Source organism: Sphingomonas sp. BL-S-30 (assembly GCF_055521475.1).
Window position 1 is genome coordinate 2011024 of the sequence record NZ_CM145481.1, and the last position, 17292, is coordinate 2028315.

Consider the following 17292-nt stretch of genomic DNA (forward strand, 5'->3'; position numbering starts at 1 on the left):
GGTCATGGGCGCCACCGGCGCTCAGGCCGCGGAGCAGGCCAAGCCCTGCCTGACGCACGATGAGGCATCCGCGATCATGTTCGTGCTGGCCCCCGAAGCGATCAGGGCCGTGGGCACGGCGTGCGCTCAATCGTTGCCCGCGACTGCGCTGTTGCGGCAGCCTTCCGGACCGTTTCTCGACAGTTTCCAGGTTGAGGCCGACCGGGCATGGCCCGGCGCAAAATCGGGAATTGCGAAGCTTGGCGGCAACGGACCGCTGGCGGGGCTGGACCCGGAACTGATGAAACCCCTGCTGACCACCCTGATCGTTCCGATGATCGCCAAGGAGATCAAGCCGAAGGATTGTGCGACGATCGACCATATCGTGACTCAGCTCGCTCCCCTGCCGCCACGCAACCTGGTCGAGCTGATCGTGTCGGTGGTCGAGCTTGAAGGTGCCTCCCGTGCAAGCAAGGGCAGGAAAACCGACTTTCCGATCTGCCCGGCGCCGCAATCATGACGACGGACACCATCCTCCCGGCCGAGCTGGTCGCCGCCGCGCAACGTGTGGTGGACGCCAACAAGGCGATCGGGCGCCATATCTCGGTCGCGGAAAGCTGCACCGGCGGGCTGGTCTCGGCCGCGCTGACCGAAATCCCCGGATCGTCCGAAATCTTCGAAAGCGGCTTCGTCACCTATTCGAACGATGCCAAGATCAGCATGCTGAAGGTGAGTTCCGACGTGATCGAAACCTTTGGCGCGGTCTCGATCGCGACGGCGTGGAGCATGGCGCAGGGTGCGCTCGAAAAGAGCGGCGCCGATGTCGCGGTGGCGATCACCGGCGTGGCGGGTCCAGGCGGCGGAACGGAGAAGAAGCCGGTCGGCACCGTGGTGTTCGCGCGGGCGGAAAAAGGCGGCGATCCGGGGCATGTCGTCGCGGATCGCAAGGATTTCGGCGATCTCGGGCGCGGCGGTATCCGGCTTCAGGCGGCCCTGTGCGCGCTCGAACTGCTGCTCCCGGCGTCCGAAGCGCCGTAGAGCTTTGTCGCGCGTTCCTCGAACGCGCCGATCATCTTGCGCAGCGCGGCGCCGAACACCTGCCCGGCCAGCATCTCGAATACGCGATTCTTGAAGGCAAAATCGACGCTGAAATCGATCTCGCAGCCATCAGCATGCGCGCGGAACACCCAGTCGTTGCGCAGATATTTGAGTGGGCCGTCGAGATAATCGACATGGATGCGATCGGGCCGGGTCTTGGCGACCTTGGAGGTGAAGGTCTCGCGCAGGCCCTTGAAGCCGACGATCAGGTCAGCGACCATTTCCGTATCGCTGTTCGATCGGATACGAACGGCGGTGACCCAGGGCAGGAACTGCGCATAGCTGCCGACATCGGCGACGAGATCGAACATCTGCTCGCGCGAATAGGGAAGCCGGCGGGTTTCCGAGTGACGCGGCATCAGCCCTTCGAGAGCCCCTTCGAAAGCTGAGCCTCGCGCGCGGCACGCATCTTCGCGAAATCGTCGCCGGCATGATAGCTCGACCGGGTCAGCGGCGAGGCGGCGACCAGCAGGAAGCCCTTGGCGCGGGCGATCGCGGCATAGGCGTCGAACGCCTGGGGCGTGACGAAATCAAGCACCTTGGCGTGGCGCGGGGTCGGCTGGAGATACTGGCCCATGGTGAGAAAATCGATGTCGGCCGAGCGCATGTCGTCCATCACCTGATGGACTTCGAGCCGCTCCTCGCCAAGGCCCACCATCACACCCGACTTGGTGAAGATCGAGGGGTCGTGGCGCTTGACCGATTCGAGCAGGCGCAGCGAGGCATAATAGCGCGCGCCCGGGCGGATCGTCGGATAAAGCCGGGGGACGGTTTCGAGATTGTGATTGTAGACGTCGGGGCCGGCCTCGACGATCGACTCGACCGCGGCCTGCGCCTTGTTGCGGAAATCGGGGGTCAGGATTTCGATCGTGGTCTTGGGCGTGGTGCGGCGGAGCGCCTGAATCACCTTCACGAACTGCGACGCGCCGCCATCGGGCAGGTCGTCGCGGTCGACCGAGGTGATGACGATATGTTCGAGGCCGAGCTCGGCGGCGGCATCGGCGGTATGCTGCGGTTCGAGCGCGTCGACCGCGCGCGGCATGCCGGTCTTCACGTTGCAGAAGGCACAGGCCCGGGTGCAGGTGTCGCCGAGGATCATCACGGTCGCGTGCTTCTTGGTCCAGCACTCGCCGATATTCGGGCAGGCCGCTTCCTCGCACACCGTGTTCAGGTTGAGACGGCGCATCATCGCCTTGGTCTCGGCAAAACCGGTGCTGGTCGGAGCCTTGACCCTGATCCAGTCGGGCTTGCGCTGGCGCGGTGCCGGCGCGGCGAGCGGTGTCATCTCGTTCATGAGCGCCAGATAGCGATTGCAGGGCCCCCTTGCCACCCCTTGTTGGGAGTGCAAATGGAGGCGCCATGACCGGCTTTTCCGACCTGCTCGACGGCTATCAGCGATTTCGTGGCACCGGGTGGGCGCATCAGCGCGGCCGATGGGCCGAGCTGGGTCAGGGCCAGAACCCGAGCGTCATGGTCATCGCCTGCTCCGACAGCCGAGTCGACCCGGCGCAGATCTTCGATACCTCGCCGGGCGAGATTTTCGTCGTGCGCAACATCGCCAACCTCGTGCCGCCGTTCGAACTGGGCGGCGGACGGCACGGCGTGTCGGCAGCGCTCGAATTCGCGGTGACTCAGCTGGAAGTGTCCGAAGTCGTGGTGCTCGGCCATGGATCGTGCGGCGGCGTCGAAGCGGCGCTGTCGCGGCGCTTCGTCGGCAAGCCGGCGGGCGATGGCGGCTTCATCGCGCACTGGGTCGACATGCTCGACGATGCCCGTGATCGGATCATCGCTGAATATGGCGTCGGACCGGAAGCGACGCGAGCGATGGAACTGGAAACGGTGCGGGTCAGCATCGCCAATCTCCGTACCTTTCCCTGCATCCCGGAACGCGAATCGGCAGGGACCCTCACCCTGCGCGGCGCCTATTTCGCGATCGCGGACGGCGTGCTGCACCTGATGGACCAGGACGGCAATTTCGCACCGGCCTAGACGGAGGGCAGCGTTACTTTAGCCCAAGGGCCTTGCGCGCCAGCTTCTCCACCTCCGGGTCGAGCGGCGGGGCGTCCATCGGCACATTGGCCTCCAGCCGGTCAGCGATGACGGTCAGGGCAGCGATGCGGGCGGCTTTCTTGTTGTTGCCGTCGATCGCATGCCAAGGCGCCCAGCGCGTATCGGTGCGGCGGAACATATCGGCCATCGCATCGAGATAGTCGCCGCGCTTGTCGCGGTTGCGATAATCCTCCAGCCCGGTCTTCCAGCGCTTCCAGGGATGTTCGAGCCGGCCCTTGAGCCGCTCGTCCTGTTCCGCCTGCGTGACGTGGATGAACAGCTTGACGATCGTCGTGCCCGAATCGCCCTGTTGCGCCTCGAATTCGTTGATCTCGTCATAGCCGCGGCGCCATTCCGCTTCCTTGGCGAAGCCCTCGACCCGCTCGACGAGGACGCGGCCATACCAGCTGCGATCGAACACGGCGATATTGCCGTTGCCGGGCAGCTTCTTCCAGAAGCGCCAGAGGAAATGACGGGCGAGCTCGTCGGGCGATGGCGCCTTGATCGGCCAGACCTGGAAGTTGCGCGGATCCCATTCCGTGGTGAGGCGCTGAATGATGCCCCCCTTCCCCGCCGCGTCCCAGCCTTCGAGCAGGATCAGCGCGCGGCGCTTGTGAACGATATGCGCAACCTGGATATGGGCGAGCCGCTCCTGCAGCTTCGCCAGATCGTCGTCATAGTCGCCCTTGTATTTGGCGCCGGCTTCGTAATCCGAGAGGTTGATCGTCATCCGGCATCCCTATCCGTTCGTGTCGCGCGAAGCGAGAGAGGCTTCTCGACCTCGCTCGAAGCGAACGGACGGGATGGTGGTTCCCGATTATTCGGGGCGTACCGCCTCGACCGCGGGCTTGGCCGTCGCGACCTCGATCGTGCGGATGTTGAGTTCGCGCAGCTGCTTTTCCGTGGCGAAGTTGGGCGCGCCCATCATCAGATCCTCGGCCTTTTGCGTCATCGGGAAGACGATGACTTCACGGATGTTCGGTTCGTCGGCGAGCAGCATCACGATGCGGTCGACGCCCGGCGCCGAGCCGCCATGCGGCGGGGCGCCGCACTTGAAGGCGTTGATCATGCCGGCGAAATTGGTGTCGACATCGGCGCGGGTATAGCCGGCGATCTCGAACGCCTTGTACATGATCTCCGGCTTGTGGTTCCGGATCGCGCCGGACGACAGCTCCACGCCGTTGCAGACGATGTCGTACTGGTAGGCGAGGATATCGAGCGGATCCTTCGTCTCCAGTGCTTCCATCTCGCCCTGCGGCATCGAGAAGGGGTTGTGGCTGAAATCGACCTTCTTCGCGTCCTCGTCATATTCGAACATCGGGAAGTCGACGATCCAGCAGAATTCGAAGCGGTTCTGGTCGATCAGGCCGAGCTGGTCGGCGACGCGGGTGCGCGCGAGCCCGGCGAGCTTGGCGGCCTGGCCTTCCTTGCCGGCGGCGAAGAACACGCCGTCATCGGGGCCGAGGCCGAGCGCCTCGGCGATCCTCGCCATGCCTTCCTCGCCATGATTGTTGGCGATCGGGCCGCCGAACACCCCGGCCTTGCGCGTGGCATAGCCCAGGCCGGCAAAGCCTTCGCTCTGTGCCCAGCTGTTCATGTCGTCGAAGAATTTGCGGCTCTTGTCGGCGGTGCCGGGTGCCGGGATGGCCCGGACGACATCGCCCGCCTCGACGATCCCAGCGAAGCGGCCGAAGCCTGAGCCCTTGAAGTGATCAGACACGTCCGAAATGAGGATCGGGTTGCGCAGATCCGGCTTGTCGCTGCCATATTTCAGCATCGATTCGCGGTAGGGGATGCGCCTGAACGGCAGCGCCGAGACGGTGCGGCCCTTGCCCTGCCAGTCAGCGAATTCCTCGAACACGCCGTGCAGCACCGGCTCGATCGCGGCGAACACATCGTCCTGGGTGACGTAGCTCATCTCGAAATCGAGCTGGTAGAATTCGCCAGGCGAGCGGTCAGCGCGGGCATCCTCGTCGCGGAAGCAGGGCGCGATCTGGAAATAGCGGTCGAAGCCGGCGACCATCAGCAGCTGCTTGAACATCTGCGGCGCCTGGGGAAGCGCGTAGAATTTGCCCGGATGGACGCGCGATGGGACGAGATAATCGCGCGCGCCCTCGGGGCTGGACGCGGTCAGGATCGGGGTCTGGAATTCAGTGAAGCCCTGGCCGATCATGCGCTGGCGCAGCGAAGTGATGACCTGGCTGCGCAGCATGATGTTGGCGTGAAGCCGCTCGCGACGCAGATCCAGGAAGCGATAGCGGAGGCGAATCTCCTCGGGATATTCATTCTCGCTCGCGACCGGCATCGGCAGGTCATGGGCTACCGACTGGACCACCGCCGCGGACGCGCGGACCTCGATCGCGCCGGTGGCGAGGTTGGGGTTCACTGCTTCGGCAGCGCGTGCGACGACGATGCCGGTGATGGTGACGACCGACTCATTCTTGAGCGACTCGATCACGTCGAAGACCGGGCCGCTCACGTCAGTGACGATCTGGGTGATGCCGTAATGATCGCGCAGATCGACGAATACCAGATCGCCATGGTCGCGCTTCTTGTGGACCCAGCCGGAAACGCGGACTTCCTGCCCGACCTGTTCGGGGCGCAGCTCGGCGCAATGATGGGTGCGATAGGCGTGCATGATCTGTCTTTTCGAACGAGTGGATGCCGATGGGCGTGAAACCGCGCGCTTCCCCGTCATACGCCGCTTTGTCAAGGCGGCGACACATGTCTATGGCGTCACGATGCATATCCATCCGCTAATCACCGACAGCGCGACGCTCGCCAATCTCTGCACCCGACTCGGCCAGGCCGACTTCGTCTGCGTCGATACCGAGTTCATGCGCGAGAACACCTTCTGGCCGGAGCTCTGCCTCATCCAGATCGCCGATGTGAACGAGGCGGCGGCGATCGACCCGATGGCGCCGGGACTCGACATGACGCCGCTGCTCGAACTGATGGTCAATAACGAGGACGTGCTGAAGGTCTTCCATGCCGGCGGGCAGGATCTCGAGATCATCTACAATCTGACCGGCAAGACGCCGCACCCGTTGTTCGACACGCAGGTCGCGGCGATGGCGCTGGGGCAAGGCGAGCAGGTGGGTTATTCCAACCTGGTCGATGCCTATCTCGGCATCCAGGTCGACAAGGGCGCGCGCTTCACGGACTGGAGCCGGCGGCCGCTCGATGCACGGCAGATCGAATATGCGATCGGCGACGTTACCCATCTTGCGAAAATCTTCCCCAAGATGCTCGAGCGGCTGCGCCGGACCGGGCGCGGGGCCTGGCTCGACCAGGAGATGGAGCGGCTCGGCGATCCGAAAAACTATGCCAACGACCCGGACGAGGCGTGGAAGCGCGTGCGAATCGCGGGGCGCAAGCCCGATGTGCTCGGCCGGCTGAAGGCGCTGGCGCGGTGGCGCGAGCTGGAAGCGCGCAGCAAGGATCTGCCGCGCGGCCGAATCGTCAAGGACGAGACGCTCGCCGACCTGGCCGGCCATGCGCCGCGCAAGCAAGCCGATCTGGCCAAGGTGCGCGGCCTCTCGGCGACCTGGGCCGGCAACGATATCGGCGCGCGGCTGATGGCGGCGCTGGAGGCGGCGACGCCGATGAGCGCGGAGGAGATGCCCGCGCGCGACGATCGCAAGCCGGGGCTCGGCAAGGACGGCGCGCTGGTCGCCGACCTGCTCAAGCTGCTGCTCAAGATCCGTTCCAAGGAAATCGACGTCGCGGCGCGGCTGCTGGCGCGGAGCGAGGATCTTGAGGCGCTCGCGGCGGGCCAGCGCGAGGGGATTTCGATCCTCGAAGGCTGGCGCTTCGATCAGTTCGGCCGGGATGCGCTCGATCTCGTCGAAGGGCGGCTTGCCTTTGCCGTGGTCAACGGCAAGCTGAAGATGACTCGAACGGAGGATGTGGAGGCATGAAAGTCCTCATTCTGCTCGCCGCGCTGACGGCCTGCGCGCCGGTGCCGCCGGCGGAGACGCCCGCCGAGACGCCCGCGCCAGCCAATTGTGCCGCCGGGGCCGCGAACGGCCTGGTCGGCAAACCCTATGCGGCCGATGCCGTCGAACAGGCACGAATCGCATCGGGATCGAGGACCGTGCGCGTGATCCGGCCGGGCACGGCAGTGACGATGGATTTCCGCGTCGACCGGTTGAACGTCGATCTCGACGAGAAGGATGTCGTCACCCGCGTTCATTGCGGCTGATTGGGGCGGCTGAGACCTCAGGCGGTAACGATCGGTTTCCTGCCCAGCGCGGTGCAAAGCGCCGCGTGGCGTCGTTCCACAGCCTCGCCATACAGCGCGAGGTCATCCGGGGTGACGTGAAGCGTCACGATCTCGCCATCGTCGGTGAGACGCGAGCGGCGCAGTGGACCAGCAAGGCCCCCGCTGAGTCGCTGGCCCAGCCGCATCGCGAGACCCCAGCTGATCGCGCGTTTCAGGTCGTCGGCCGGCGCGAGCGACTCCAGCGGCACCGGAATGTCGGTGCCGCCGCCAAGGCTGGTGAACAGCGCCTGGGCGACGATGGCGCGACCGCGCGCGTCGATCGCCACCCAATTACCGTGCAACGCGATCTCGACGCCGCGTTCGGCGCGGAACTCGGGATTGGCACGCCAGCCGACATCGGCAAGCAGGCAAGCGGTGAGCCGCAACCTGGCCTGCGCCAGCGTGTCGCGGGCGAAGAGAGGAGCAATCCAGTGGTCGAGCAGATCGCCATGCTCAGCGAAACGGCCGTGGCGCTGCCCCTCGTCGCGTGCGGCGACGATCAGCGGGTCCTGCGCGCGGACCGGAGCGTCCAGCGCGCCGTAGAGCAAGCCTTCACGCAGGCCGAAGGCGGAGACGATCGTGGTTTCGGCCTGGAGATGCTTGAGCAGCACCGCGAGCAGCGCGGCGGCATCGCCCAGCGTCGCCGCGCGGCCCGAGGAGAGGCCGGGAATGGCACGCAGCCAGCTTTTCGGGACATGGCTGATCGTGCGGCCCATGCGCGCGACCGCGGGCAATGTCATCGAATATTGGTGGATCACCGGCAGCGGATAATTGTTGAGGTGCATGTCGAGCCGCGCCAGCGCGCGCCATGATCCACCGACGAGATAGAGCGGCAGCCCCCTGCCCCGCCCAAGCCAGCCGGCGGCCTTGAGCGACTTGAACAGCTGTCGCTCGAGCGCGCCCTGTCCCTTCGCCCGCATCGCACCGATGCGCAGCACGCCGAAGGGGAAGGACACGCGGTCACGCACCCTGCCGCCCGAAACGCGGACCAGTTCCAGCGAGCCGCCGCCGAGATCGCCGACGATGCCGTCGGCATCGGGAATGGCGGACAGCACGCCGTGCCCGGCGGCGGTCGCTTCCTGCTCGCCCGAGAGCAATTCGACCTGCAACCCCAGTTCACGCGCCGTATCGAGCAGTTCCTGGCCGTTGGACGCATCGCGGACCGCCGCCGTGGCCACGGTGCGGAGCCGGGTCACCTCCATTTCGCGCGCGACGGCAGCGAAACGGGCCAGCGCCTCGCTTGCCACCTCGAGCGCGGGTTCGGCGATCGCACCCGTCTCGGCCAGGCCGCGACCGAGGCCGGCCATCACCTTTTCGTTGAACAGGATCGCGGGCAGCCGCTCGGGCCCCTGATACACGACGAGACGAATCGAGTTCGACCCGATGTCGATGATGCCGGTGCGCGGTTCCCCGGCCGTTTCGGCCCGGGGCTTGCGGAAAAGAAGGGTGGCCACGCCCCCTAACGCCTGCGGCTCAACGAAAGTTTCGGGACAGCGTCGCTGGCCGACAGCGCGGCACCGCGCCCGGACAGCGACGGATTGGTCATGAAATAGCGATGCAGGTTGAATGGCCGGTCGCCCGGCTCCGCCCGCACATAGCTGCCGTCCGCCTGGAGCTCCCAGCTCTGCTCGTTGTCGATCAGGTTGGCGACCATGACCTGGTCGAGGATCTGGTCGTGCACCGTCGGATTCTCGATCGGCAGCATATATTCGACGCGGCGGTCGAAATTGCGCGGCATCCAGTCGGCCGAGGAGATGAAGATCTTCGCGCCGTCATTGGGCAACGCCTTGCCGTTGCCGAATGCCCAGATGCGGCTGTGCTCGAGAAAGCGCCCGATCACCGATTTCACCCGGATATTCTCGGACAGGCCCGGCACGCCCGGCCTCAGACAGCAGATGCCGCGAATGATCAGGTCGATCCGCACGCCTGCGGCGCTGGCCTCATAGAGTTTCTCGATCACGGCAGGATCGACCACCGAGTTCATCTTGGCCCAGATCGCGCCGGGCTTGCCGGCCCTGGCGAAGTCGATCTCGGTGTCGATCAACCCCATCAGCCGCGGCCGCATGTCGCGCGGCGAGAGGCTGACCAGCGCCATGTCGTGCGGCTCGACATAACCGGTGACGTAATTGAACATCTGCGCGGCATCGCGCCCGATACGAGGATCGGCCGTGAAGAAGCTGAGATCGGTATAAATTTTCGCCGTAACCGGATGATAATTGCCGGTGCCGAAGTGGCAATAGGTGCGAAACTGCCCCGATTCGCGCCGGACAACCATCGAGACCTTGGCGTGAGTCTTCCACTCCATGAAACCATAGACGACCTGCACGCCCGCACGTTCGAGCGCCGAGGCCCAGAGAAGGTTCTGCTCCTCGTCGAAACGGGCCTTGAGCTCGACAACTGCGGTGACCGACTTGCCGGCCTCGGCCGCCGCGATCAGCGCGTTGATCACCGCGGGCTGCTTGCCGGCGCGGTAGAGCGTCTGCTTGATCGCCACCACGTCCGGGTCGGCCGCTGCCTGGCGCAGGAACGCCAGCACCACGTCGAAGGTCTCGTACGGGTGATGGACGACGATGTCCTTGGCGCGGATCGCCGCGAAGCAATCGCCGTTGAACTCGCGGATCCGCTCCGGGAAACGCGGGCTGTAGGGCGGGAATTTCAGGTCGGGGCGATCCTCGTCGACGATCGATTCCAGGTCGCCGACACCGAGGAACGCGCCGCTCTCGGTGACGAACGCATCCGCGCCGCCCAGCTCGTCGCGCAGGGCCTTGGACAAGCCTTCGGGCATGCCGCTTTCCAGCTCGAGCCGGATCACTCGGCCGCGGCGGCGGCGCTTGATCGCGTTGGCGAAGTAGCGGACGAGATCCTCCGCCTCTTCCTCGATCTCGATATCGCTGTCGCGCAGCACGCGGAATTCGGCTCCGCCCTCGACCCGGTAACCCGGGAAGACCAGCGACGAGAATCGCTTCACCAACGATTCGACCGCGACGTACCGTGCCGTTTCGCCCGGCAGCCGGATGAACCGCGCCATCGGCGCCGGCAGCATGACCAGTTCCCGAATCGGCTCATTGTCCGACAGGCGGACCAGATCGAACATCACCGCCAGACCCTTGTTGGGCATGAACGGGAAAGGATGCGCGGGATCGAGCGCCTGGGGCGTCAGGATGGGGAAGATCTGCTCGCGGAAATGGGTTTCCAGCCAGGTCAGTTCCTCGGGCGTGACCGCCGCATCGATGGTCTTGGAGCCGAGCACGACGATGCCGGTCGCGGCCAGTTCGTGCCGCAGATCGCGCCAGACCGAGCGCTGGCTCTCCACCAGCTCATCGGCCTCGGCCACGATCGCGGCGAGCTGCTGGCGCGAAGACATGCCATCGACCGAAAGCCGGTCGACGTCCTGAAGTTGCTGCCCCTTCAGGCCGGCGACACGGACCATGAAGAACTCGTCGAGATTCGAGCCCGAGATGGACAGGAAGCGCACGCGCTCCAGCAGCGGATGCGCCGGATTGCACGCTTCCTCCAGCACGCGCCGGTTGAAGGCCAGCCAGGAAAGCTCGCGATTGAAGTAGCGTTCGCTGCCCTCGCCGCTGACGAAGGGGTCATCGTCATCGTCCAGACGCACGATATGGGCGGGCCGTGTCATAGGTTCTCGATCGGTAATTCGGGTGCGCGACCGGCGATCAGCCCCGCTTCACTCAATGTGGCCCGCGCGAGCGGAATCGACAAGCGTTTGTGGCGCGCGAGGACCGCCTGATCGAGGATATCGACGGTGCGCAGGAGGGCGACATGGCTGCGCTCGACCCGATGAATCAGCCATTGGATCAGGTCGGGACGCGCATCCAGGCCGCGCCGGAGGAACTGTCGCTCGAACAGGGCCTGCATCAACGCTTCGTCGGGCGGACCGATTCGCGCGCTCGGGCTCGCGGTGAGGCGCGAGCGAAGATCCGGCAGCTTGATCGTCCATTCCGGCGGCGGCGCGTCGGCGACGATGACCAGCGGATGCCGGGTCTCCTGCGCGCGGTTCCAGGCGTGGAAGATCGCCGCCTCGCTCTGCCGCTCGGCATCGTCGATGATCTCGCCGCCGCTCTTCGCGGCGAAGATTCGCGCAAGCAGGCTTCGCCCCGATTTACGGGGCCCACTGAGCACCACCGCCATCACCGGCCAGGTGCTCCAATGTTCGAGCTGCTGCACGGCACGGGCATTCGAGTCGCTGACGAGGAATTCGTCGTCGCGCGGGTCCGGCGGCCAATCAAATGGCAGCGCGATCTGGCTCATCCCTCGGTCGCGTTTTCCGGTGGCGGTGCGGCGGCGCCACCTTGAGACGGGGTGCCGGCACGGCGAATCCGCAATGTCGTGCCGCTGCCCTGTACGGTCCACCCCCGAGCTTCGAGCAATGGCCGCAGCGCCGCCGGATCGCCATCGAAGCTGACCCGAATCACGGACACGCCACCGAGCGCGAGGCTGGTGGTGAGCGCTGACCGCACGCCCGGAATGCCACGCAACGCGGCCTCGGTCGCCGAGACGGACGCGGCCCCGGGCGTGTCGACCTGAACGCTGATCGCGGCGCCGGTGGTCACCTGCAGCGCGTCGGTCGCCTCCACCGGCGCCTCTCCCGGGGCTTCGTCCTCAACGACTGCCTCGGGCTCGGGCGGGCGGCTGGAAAGCCCGGAGTCAGTGCGGAGGACGCCGCTCCGCAGCGCCGCCTGATAGGCCTCGTCGAGCCGTTTCACGCCGGCATCGAGCAGCACCGGAAGCGCGTCGCCATTGCCTACGCGCAGGGTGAAACGCGCGATGATGTGATTGTCAGGGCCGTGCCGCGCTTCGAACACGCCGATGATCGGGCCGCCAGGCCATTGGCGGGAGAGCCGGACCACGGGCACCAGGATGTCGGATGCGCCATATTGATCGAGGATCGTACGCCACCAGATGCGGCTCGGCCGCCCGGTCTGCCCTGCGTTGAGCAGAAGCGAATCGGGGCCGGAACCGGCGGGGCGGACATAGTCGATCGCGCTGTTGCCGGTGCGGTAGCGGCTCCAGGCCTCCTGCCACTGCGTCTTTTGCTCGAAGGCCTGCCCCGCCCCACCCGACCACTCGATCGGAATGGTGAGCATCGGCGCCGAGCGTGCCGTTTGCCCGGCGACGCCGAGCAGCGCGCCAGCGCGCGCGCGGCTGAACAGCACGCCCAGCCGCGCGACGTAGCGATTGGGGCCGATCTGCTCATTCTCGACCACGATGCCCGACACCATCGCGTCGAGCGTGCTGTCGGAGACGAGGCTGCCATCCCCGCCGAGACGCTGCGAGAGCATCTGCCACCCCTTGCGCTGGGCGAGGCGCCATCCGCCGGTGCGCGCCGCTTCCGCGGTCTTGGCGGTCACGTCGACGGTGACGCCGCCAACCTCATAGCTGCCCGATCCATCACCCGCCGATACGGCGGGGCTGCCATCTTCATCACCCTGTGCCGCGACGATTCCGCCAGTGACGGCGATCAGCAGGGCGACCGGGAGCAGGCGGACAAGGCGACGGGCAGTCATTGCGGGCCCTTTTGGCGAAGCAGGCGTGGAAATCCAAGCAGGATATGGCTAGGCGGCGACAATGAGCGACACTGAACCCTATACCTATGCCCAGGCGGGCGTCTCCATCGCAGCCGGCAATGCCCTGGTGCGCGCGATCGCGCCCTTGGCGAAATCGACTCGGCGACCCGGCGCGGATGCCGATCTCGGCGGCTTTGGCGGGTTCTTCGACCTGAAGGCGGCCGGCTTCAAGGATCCGCTGCTGGTCGCGGCCAATGACGGGGTCGGCACCAAGCTGAAGCTCGCGATCGACCATGATAGCCATGACGGGGTCGGGATCGACCTGGTCGCGATGTGCGTCAACGACCTGATCGTGCAGGGCGCCGAGCCGCTGTTCTTCCTCGATTATTATGCGACCGCGAAGCTGGACGCAGCGGTGGCCGAGCGCGTCGTCGCCTCGATCGCGGAGGGCTGCAAGCAGGCGGGCTGCGCGCTGATCGGTGGAGAAACCGCCGAAATGCCGGGCATGTATGCCGAGGGCGATTACGACCTGGCGGGCTTCTGCGTCGGCGCGGTCGAGCGCGACCGGGTTCTGACGGGTGCCGCGATCGCGCCGGGCGACATATTGCTCGGCCTCGCTTCGTCGGGCGTGCATTCGAACGGCTTTTCGCTGGTGCGCAGGCTCGCGGCGGACCGTGGCTGGAAGCTCGACCGTCCTGCCCTGTTCGATCAGGACGTGATGCTGATCGACGCGCTGATGGCGCCGACGCGAATCTATGTGAAGTCGCTGCTGCCGCTGCTCGCCGGGAAAAGGGTCAAAGGGCTGGCGCATATCACCGGCGGCGGGCTGCTGGAGAATGTGCCGCGGGTGCTGCCCGAGGGCGTGCATGCGCGGATCGATGCGGATGCGTGGCCGCAGCCGCGGCTGATGGGTTTCCTCCAGGGCCAGGGTGCGATCGAACCTGAGGAAATGGCGCGGACCTTCAATTGCGGGATCGGGATGGTGGCGGTGGTGGCTGCCGATCAGGCTGACGGGGTGAAGGCAGCGCTGGAGGCCGCTGGCGAGACGGTGTTTGCGATCGGGAAGATCGAGGCTGGCACGCGTGGGTGCACGGTGTTCGGGAGCGATGAGGCGTGGAGTGCACGGGCTGCCTGGTCGGCAACGCATGAGGCTTGATGGGACCCGCCTCCTCCCGCGAGCGGGATGGGAGAAGTGAAGCGGCGCGTCGGCATTCTGATCTCGGGCCGCGGTTCGAACATGATGTCGCTGGCTGAAGCAGCGCGCGATCCCGCCTCTCCCTACGAAATCGCCATCGTCGCCTCCGACAAGCCCGACGCGCCCGGCCTCGCCTGGGCGCGCGACGCTGGCCTCCACACCTTTGCTCAATCGCCCAAGGGCATGCCCAAGGCCGAGTATGAAGCCGCGATCGACACCGCGCTTCGCGCCGCCGGCGTCGAAATCATCGCGCTTGCCGGATATATGCGCCTGCTCTCGGATGATTTCGTCGCGCGCTGGCGCGGGCGGATCGTCAACATCCATCCCTCGCTGCTGCCGAAGTACAAGGGTCTGGACACTCACCAGCGCGCGATCGATGCCGCCGATGCCGTCGCCGGCTGCTCGGTGCATATCGTCACCGAGGAACTCGACGGCGGCGAGGTGCTCGGCCAGGCAGAGATAGTTATCCAGCCCGGCGACACCGCCGACACCCTTTCCGCGCGCGTGCTCGCCGAAGAGCATCGCCTTTACCCGAGGGTTCTGGCAGACTTCGCGGCGCGATGAGTCCCGACCCGGAGCCCGTTCTCGCGAAAATCCGCGCCATCTGCATGGCGCTGCCTTGCGCCGCCGAAAAGATTTCGCACGGTGCACCGACCTTCTTCATCGAGAAGGGCAAGGTCTTCGCCTATTTCTCGCACAACCATCATGGCGACGATCGCACGGCGGTACAGGTCAAGACGAGCGGGCTCGAGGAGCAGGCGATGCTCGTCGAGATGGATCCGGACCTCTATTATGTGCCGGCCTATATCGGCCATGCCGGCTGGATCGGGATGCGGCTCGACACCGGCGAGACCGACTGGGACCATGTCGGCGACCGGATCGCGATCAGCTGGGAGCTGGTGGCGCCGCGTAAATTACTGGAGGCTGGTGGACGATGAGCGACGAGACCCCTGTTCCGCCGGTCCCCGAGCCCGTTCCGCCTCCCGCGCCTCCTCCGCCGGACCCGGCACTCCAGAACGCCGCGCAACAGGCGGTCGAGCGGGCGGAGGCGGCGGCGACGCGGCGGCGCTGGGTGACCTTGGCGGAGCTGGTCGGCGTGGCCGGCCTGATCATCGCCGCGCTCAGCCTGTGGATGAGCTGGTCCGACAGGCGCGCCGACGAGCAGGAGAAGCAGGCCGAGAAGGCGAGCGAGAGCAAGGCGCGCACCCTGGTGCTGCTGACCGCGACGCCTGAACATGGCGGTTCGCGGCTCGCGCTCAAGGATGAGGCGCATCCGATCCAGAGTATCGATGTGCGCTTCCCCACCGCGCTCGGCGTAAGCAATCAATCAAGCGTGCTCGAGCCGCACATCCAGGCCGACTGGCTCTCCGGAGCGATCCTGGCGGCGACCGACGGCGGGCCCGACGCGCGCGAAGGCCGACTGCCCGTGCTGATCACCAGCAGCTATTGGGATGCCGACAAACAACGCAGCGACAGTGCCATTTATGACGTGATCTGGGAGACCCACGGCCGAATCGCGCGGAGCCGAGCTTTCAGCCTGAAGGGGATCGTCCTACGGGAGCGAACGTCGCAGCCGGCGCGGCTGGAAGCGCTTTGGGCCCGGGAGAAGCCGAAGCCGTGAAGTAGGCCTCCCAGCGTTCGCGTCGACCGGAGATAAAGCGCGCGGAGGAGAAAGCCGGAGCGTTTACGCGTCCCGCTTCAGGATCAAATGTCCCGCGCCAGCACAAGGTCGTCGTGGAGCGTGCTGCCCACCGGGAATTGCCGCTCGCCGATGACCTCGAAGCCCTGGCGCTTGTAGAAGCTCTGGGCACGCGGGTTCTTGCCGTACACGCCAAGAAGGATGCGCTTGCGGCCGAGCCTCGCGGCGTCGTCCACCGCGGCGTCCATCAGGGCCGGGCCGAGGCCCGAACCGTGCATCAGCGAGAGCGTGTAGATTCGCTTGAGTTCGATATCCGCCGGGCCGGCCTCCACCGGCAGGTCGGGCTCGGTCAGCACGGCATAGCCGACCGGCGCACCGCCCATCGCGGCTTCAGCAATGGTCACCGCGCCGAGGGAGTCGTTTATCCAGGCGGCGAACCTGTCCGGCAGGTTGTTCGTCGCGCAATAGGCGACGATATCCCGGCCATCGATCAGGCCGGCATAGGTTTCGAGAAAGGTGGCGGAAGCGACCAGCGACAGGGCGGCGGCGTCCGCTGCCCCGGCCTGTCGCACCCGCCAGCTCATCTCAGCCGACAATCTCTTCCGGCTTGAAGAAATAGGCGATCTCGATCGCCGCATTCTCGTCCGAGTCCGACCCATGGACCGAGTTCGCCTCGATCGATTCGGCCAGCTCCTTGCGGATCGTGCCGGCATCGGCATTGGCCGGGTTGGTCGCGCCCATGATGTCGCGGTTACGCTGAACGGCATTCTCGCCCTCGAGCACCTGCACGACGACCGGGCCCGAGATCATGAACGACACCAGGTCGTTGAAGAAAGGACGCTCGCGGTGAACGCCGTAAAAGCCCTCGGCCTGGTCCTTGGTCATCTGGATGCGCTTGGAGGCAACGACGCGCAGACCGGCGTCCTCCAGCATCTTGGTGACGGCGCCGGTGATGTTGCGGCGGGTGGCATCGGGCTTGATGATCGAAAAGGTACGGTTCGCGGCCATGACGGTCACGGGCTCCTGTATGTGATGGGGCGGAAAAGTCGCGGCTCCCCTAGGCGGGAGCGGGCCCGGATGCAAGCATCGCCGGCTGGTTCAGGCAGCCTGTTCCCATTTGCCCGAGTCGTTCTGCTTCCAGTAGCGGCGCTCGATTCCGTCCCGGTCGGCAAGTGCTTTCCACGCCTGTCGCGCCTCGACGATTCGATCGCCGTCAAAGAAGTGGAAGGCACGATCGAAACCGAGCGCTTCCTCGCGCCAGACGCCGTCCGCCAGCGCGATATTGCGCGCCTCGTTGGCGGCCACCGGGGTCGCCGCGATCAGGATAGGCTGGATCGCGTCGCCCGCCCCACCCGCCAGACCATGGGCGAGGAAGCTTTCGGGCGCATAGGTCCAGAGCAATTTGTCGATCGTAAGCCGCTGCACCTCGTTGTCGGCCACGATCAGCAGACGGCCCCCGCTGTCGACCACGCGCTCCGCGATGCGGGGCAGCACGCGGTCGAGCGGCTGGGCGGTCAGATGATAGAAGTCGACCTGCATGTCA

Annotated in this window: 20 protein-coding genes; 9 read left to right on the plus strand and 11 right to left on the minus strand. The window is 66.1% G+C overall.

What is annotated here, in order from left to right; all coding sequences use genetic code 11:
- Positions 1 to 4 precede the first annotated feature (4 nt).
- Both ACZ1I5_RS09215 and ACZ1I5_RS09220 read left to right on the plus strand, forming a co-directional pair.
- On the plus strand, positions 5 to 499 hold the full coding sequence (locus ACZ1I5_RS09215) for a hypothetical protein (protein WP_465173390.1): 495 nt from the start codon (positions 5 to 7) through the stop codon (positions 497 to 499).
- Positions 496 to 1017, plus strand: a complete 522-nt coding sequence (locus ACZ1I5_RS09220; RefSeq protein ID WP_465173391.1) for a CinA family protein — start codon at positions 496 to 498, stop codon at positions 1015 to 1017. The genes ACZ1I5_RS09215 and ACZ1I5_RS09220 overlap by 4 nt, the downstream gene beginning before the upstream one ends.
- Here the strand turns inward: ACZ1I5_RS09220 and ACZ1I5_RS09225 are convergent.
- Together ACZ1I5_RS09225 and lipA are read right to left on the minus strand one after the other, a co-directional pair.
- Positions 963 to 1436, minus strand: coding sequence for a type II toxin-antitoxin system RatA family toxin (locus ACZ1I5_RS09225; protein WP_465173392.1), 474 nt, complete (start codon positions 1434 to 1436; stop codon positions 963 to 965). The two genes, ACZ1I5_RS09220 and ACZ1I5_RS09225, sit on opposite strands and share 55 nt — an antisense overlap.
- Positions 1436 to 2371 carry a lipoyl synthase gene (gene lipA / locus ACZ1I5_RS09230; RefSeq protein WP_465173393.1) on the minus strand — a complete coding sequence of 312 codons (936 nt, stop codon included), beginning with the start codon at positions 2369 to 2371 and terminating at the stop codon, positions 1436 to 1438. Before lipA ends, ACZ1I5_RS09225 begins: the two co-directional genes overlap by 1 nt.
- Positions 2372 to 2436: 65 nt before the next feature.
- On the opposite strand from lipA, the gene ACZ1I5_RS09235 reads away from it, so the two are divergent.
- Complete coding sequence (locus ACZ1I5_RS09235) at positions 2437 to 3066, plus strand: carbonic anhydrase (RefSeq protein ID WP_465173394.1); 630 nt, start codon at positions 2437 to 2439, stop codon at positions 3064 to 3066.
- Positions 3067 to 3079: 13 nt separating this feature from the next.
- On the opposite strand, the gene ACZ1I5_RS09240 is transcribed toward ACZ1I5_RS09235, so the two are convergent.
- Together ACZ1I5_RS09240 and aspS are read right to left on the minus strand one after the other, a co-directional pair.
- Positions 3080 to 3856, minus strand: a complete 777-nt coding sequence (locus ACZ1I5_RS09240) for a polyphosphate kinase 2 family protein (RefSeq protein ID WP_465173395.1) — start codon at positions 3854 to 3856, stop codon at positions 3080 to 3082.
- 87 nt (positions 3857 to 3943) lie between these two features.
- Positions 3944 to 5764, minus strand: coding sequence for an aspartate--tRNA ligase (gene aspS / locus ACZ1I5_RS09245; protein WP_465173396.1), 1821 nt, complete (start codon positions 5762 to 5764; stop codon positions 3944 to 3946).
- A gap of 103 nt (positions 5765 to 5867) precedes the next feature.
- Between aspS and rnd the strand changes: the two genes are divergently transcribed.
- Together rnd and ACZ1I5_RS09255 are read left to right on the plus strand one after the other, a co-directional pair.
- On the plus strand, positions 5868 to 7046 hold the full coding sequence (gene rnd, locus ACZ1I5_RS09250; protein WP_465173934.1) for a ribonuclease D: 1179 nt from the start codon (positions 5868 to 5870) through the stop codon (positions 7044 to 7046).
- A complete protein-coding gene (locus ACZ1I5_RS09255; RefSeq protein ID WP_465173397.1) occupies positions 7043 to 7330 on the plus strand; it encodes an I78 family peptidase inhibitor in 288 nt (95 codons plus the stop codon). Before rnd ends, ACZ1I5_RS09255 begins: the two co-directional genes overlap by 4 nt.
- Before the next feature lie 17 nt (positions 7331 to 7347).
- Here ACZ1I5_RS09255 and ACZ1I5_RS09260 read toward each other — a convergent pair whose 3' ends face one another.
- Genes ACZ1I5_RS09260 through ACZ1I5_RS09275 form a run of 4 tightly spaced genes read right to left on the minus strand, consistent with a single transcriptional unit; the run spans position 7348 to position 12915 of the window.
- Positions 7348 to 8844, minus strand: coding sequence for a Ppx/GppA phosphatase family protein (locus ACZ1I5_RS09260; protein ID WP_465173398.1), 1497 nt, complete (start codon positions 8842 to 8844; stop codon positions 7348 to 7350).
- Between the two features lie 5 nt (positions 8845 to 8849).
- The gene (locus ACZ1I5_RS09265) at positions 8850 to 11027 is read right to left on the minus strand and encodes an RNA degradosome polyphosphate kinase (protein ID WP_465173399.1); all 2178 of its coding nucleotides are present in this window, start codon (positions 11025 to 11027) and stop codon (positions 8850 to 8852) included.
- The gene (locus ACZ1I5_RS09270) at positions 11024 to 11659 is read right to left on the minus strand and encodes an HdaA/DnaA family protein (protein ID WP_465173400.1); all 636 of its coding nucleotides are present in this window, start codon (positions 11657 to 11659) and stop codon (positions 11024 to 11026) included. The genes ACZ1I5_RS09265 and ACZ1I5_RS09270 overlap by 4 nt, the downstream gene beginning before the upstream one ends.
- Positions 11656 to 12915, minus strand: a complete 1260-nt coding sequence (locus ACZ1I5_RS09275; protein ID WP_465173401.1) for a heavy-metal-associated domain-containing protein — start codon at positions 12913 to 12915, stop codon at positions 11656 to 11658. Before ACZ1I5_RS09275 ends, ACZ1I5_RS09270 begins: the two co-directional genes overlap by 4 nt.
- A 61-nt stretch (positions 12916 to 12976) precedes the next feature.
- On the opposite strand from ACZ1I5_RS09275, the gene purM reads away from it, so the two are divergent.
- From purM to ACZ1I5_RS09295, 4 genes are read left to right on the plus strand one after another with little or no spacing between them, the layout of a single operon-like run.
- A complete protein-coding gene (purM, locus tag ACZ1I5_RS09280; protein ID WP_465173402.1) occupies positions 12977 to 14071 on the plus strand; it encodes a phosphoribosylformylglycinamidine cyclo-ligase in 1095 nt (364 codons plus the stop codon).
- 27 nt (positions 14072 to 14098) lie between these two features.
- The gene (gene purN, locus ACZ1I5_RS09285; RefSeq protein ID WP_465173403.1) at positions 14099 to 14674 is read left to right on the plus strand and encodes a phosphoribosylglycinamide formyltransferase; all 576 of its coding nucleotides are present in this window, start codon (positions 14099 to 14101) and stop codon (positions 14672 to 14674) included.
- 44 nt (positions 14675 to 14718) lie between these two features.
- Positions 14719 to 15048, plus strand: coding sequence for an MmcQ/YjbR family DNA-binding protein (locus ACZ1I5_RS09290; protein ID WP_465173404.1), 330 nt, complete (start codon positions 14719 to 14721; stop codon positions 15046 to 15048).
- Entirely contained in the window at positions 15045 to 15731 is a 687-nt protein-coding gene (locus ACZ1I5_RS09295) for a hypothetical protein (RefSeq protein ID WP_465173405.1), read from the plus strand. The genes ACZ1I5_RS09290 and ACZ1I5_RS09295 overlap by 4 nt, the downstream gene beginning before the upstream one ends.
- An 83-nt stretch (positions 15732 to 15814) precedes the next feature.
- On the opposite strand, the gene ACZ1I5_RS09300 is transcribed toward ACZ1I5_RS09295, so the two are convergent.
- From ACZ1I5_RS09300 to ACZ1I5_RS09310, 3 genes are all read right to left on the minus strand, one after another.
- Positions 15815 to 16333 carry a GNAT family N-acetyltransferase gene (locus ACZ1I5_RS09300; RefSeq protein WP_465173406.1) on the minus strand — a complete coding sequence of 173 codons (519 nt, stop codon included), beginning with the start codon at positions 16331 to 16333 and terminating at the stop codon, positions 15815 to 15817.
- Position 16334: 1 nt separating this feature from the next.
- On the minus strand, positions 16335 to 16757 hold the full coding sequence (gene ndk / locus ACZ1I5_RS09305; protein WP_332718605.1) for a nucleoside-diphosphate kinase: 423 nt from the start codon (positions 16755 to 16757) through the stop codon (positions 16335 to 16337).
- 90 nt (positions 16758 to 16847) lie between these two features.
- Complete coding sequence (locus ACZ1I5_RS09310; RefSeq protein ID WP_465173407.1) at positions 16848 to 17288, minus strand: DNA polymerase III subunit chi; 441 nt, start codon at positions 17286 to 17288, stop codon at positions 16848 to 16850.
- Positions 17289 to 17292 lie beyond the last annotated feature (4 nt).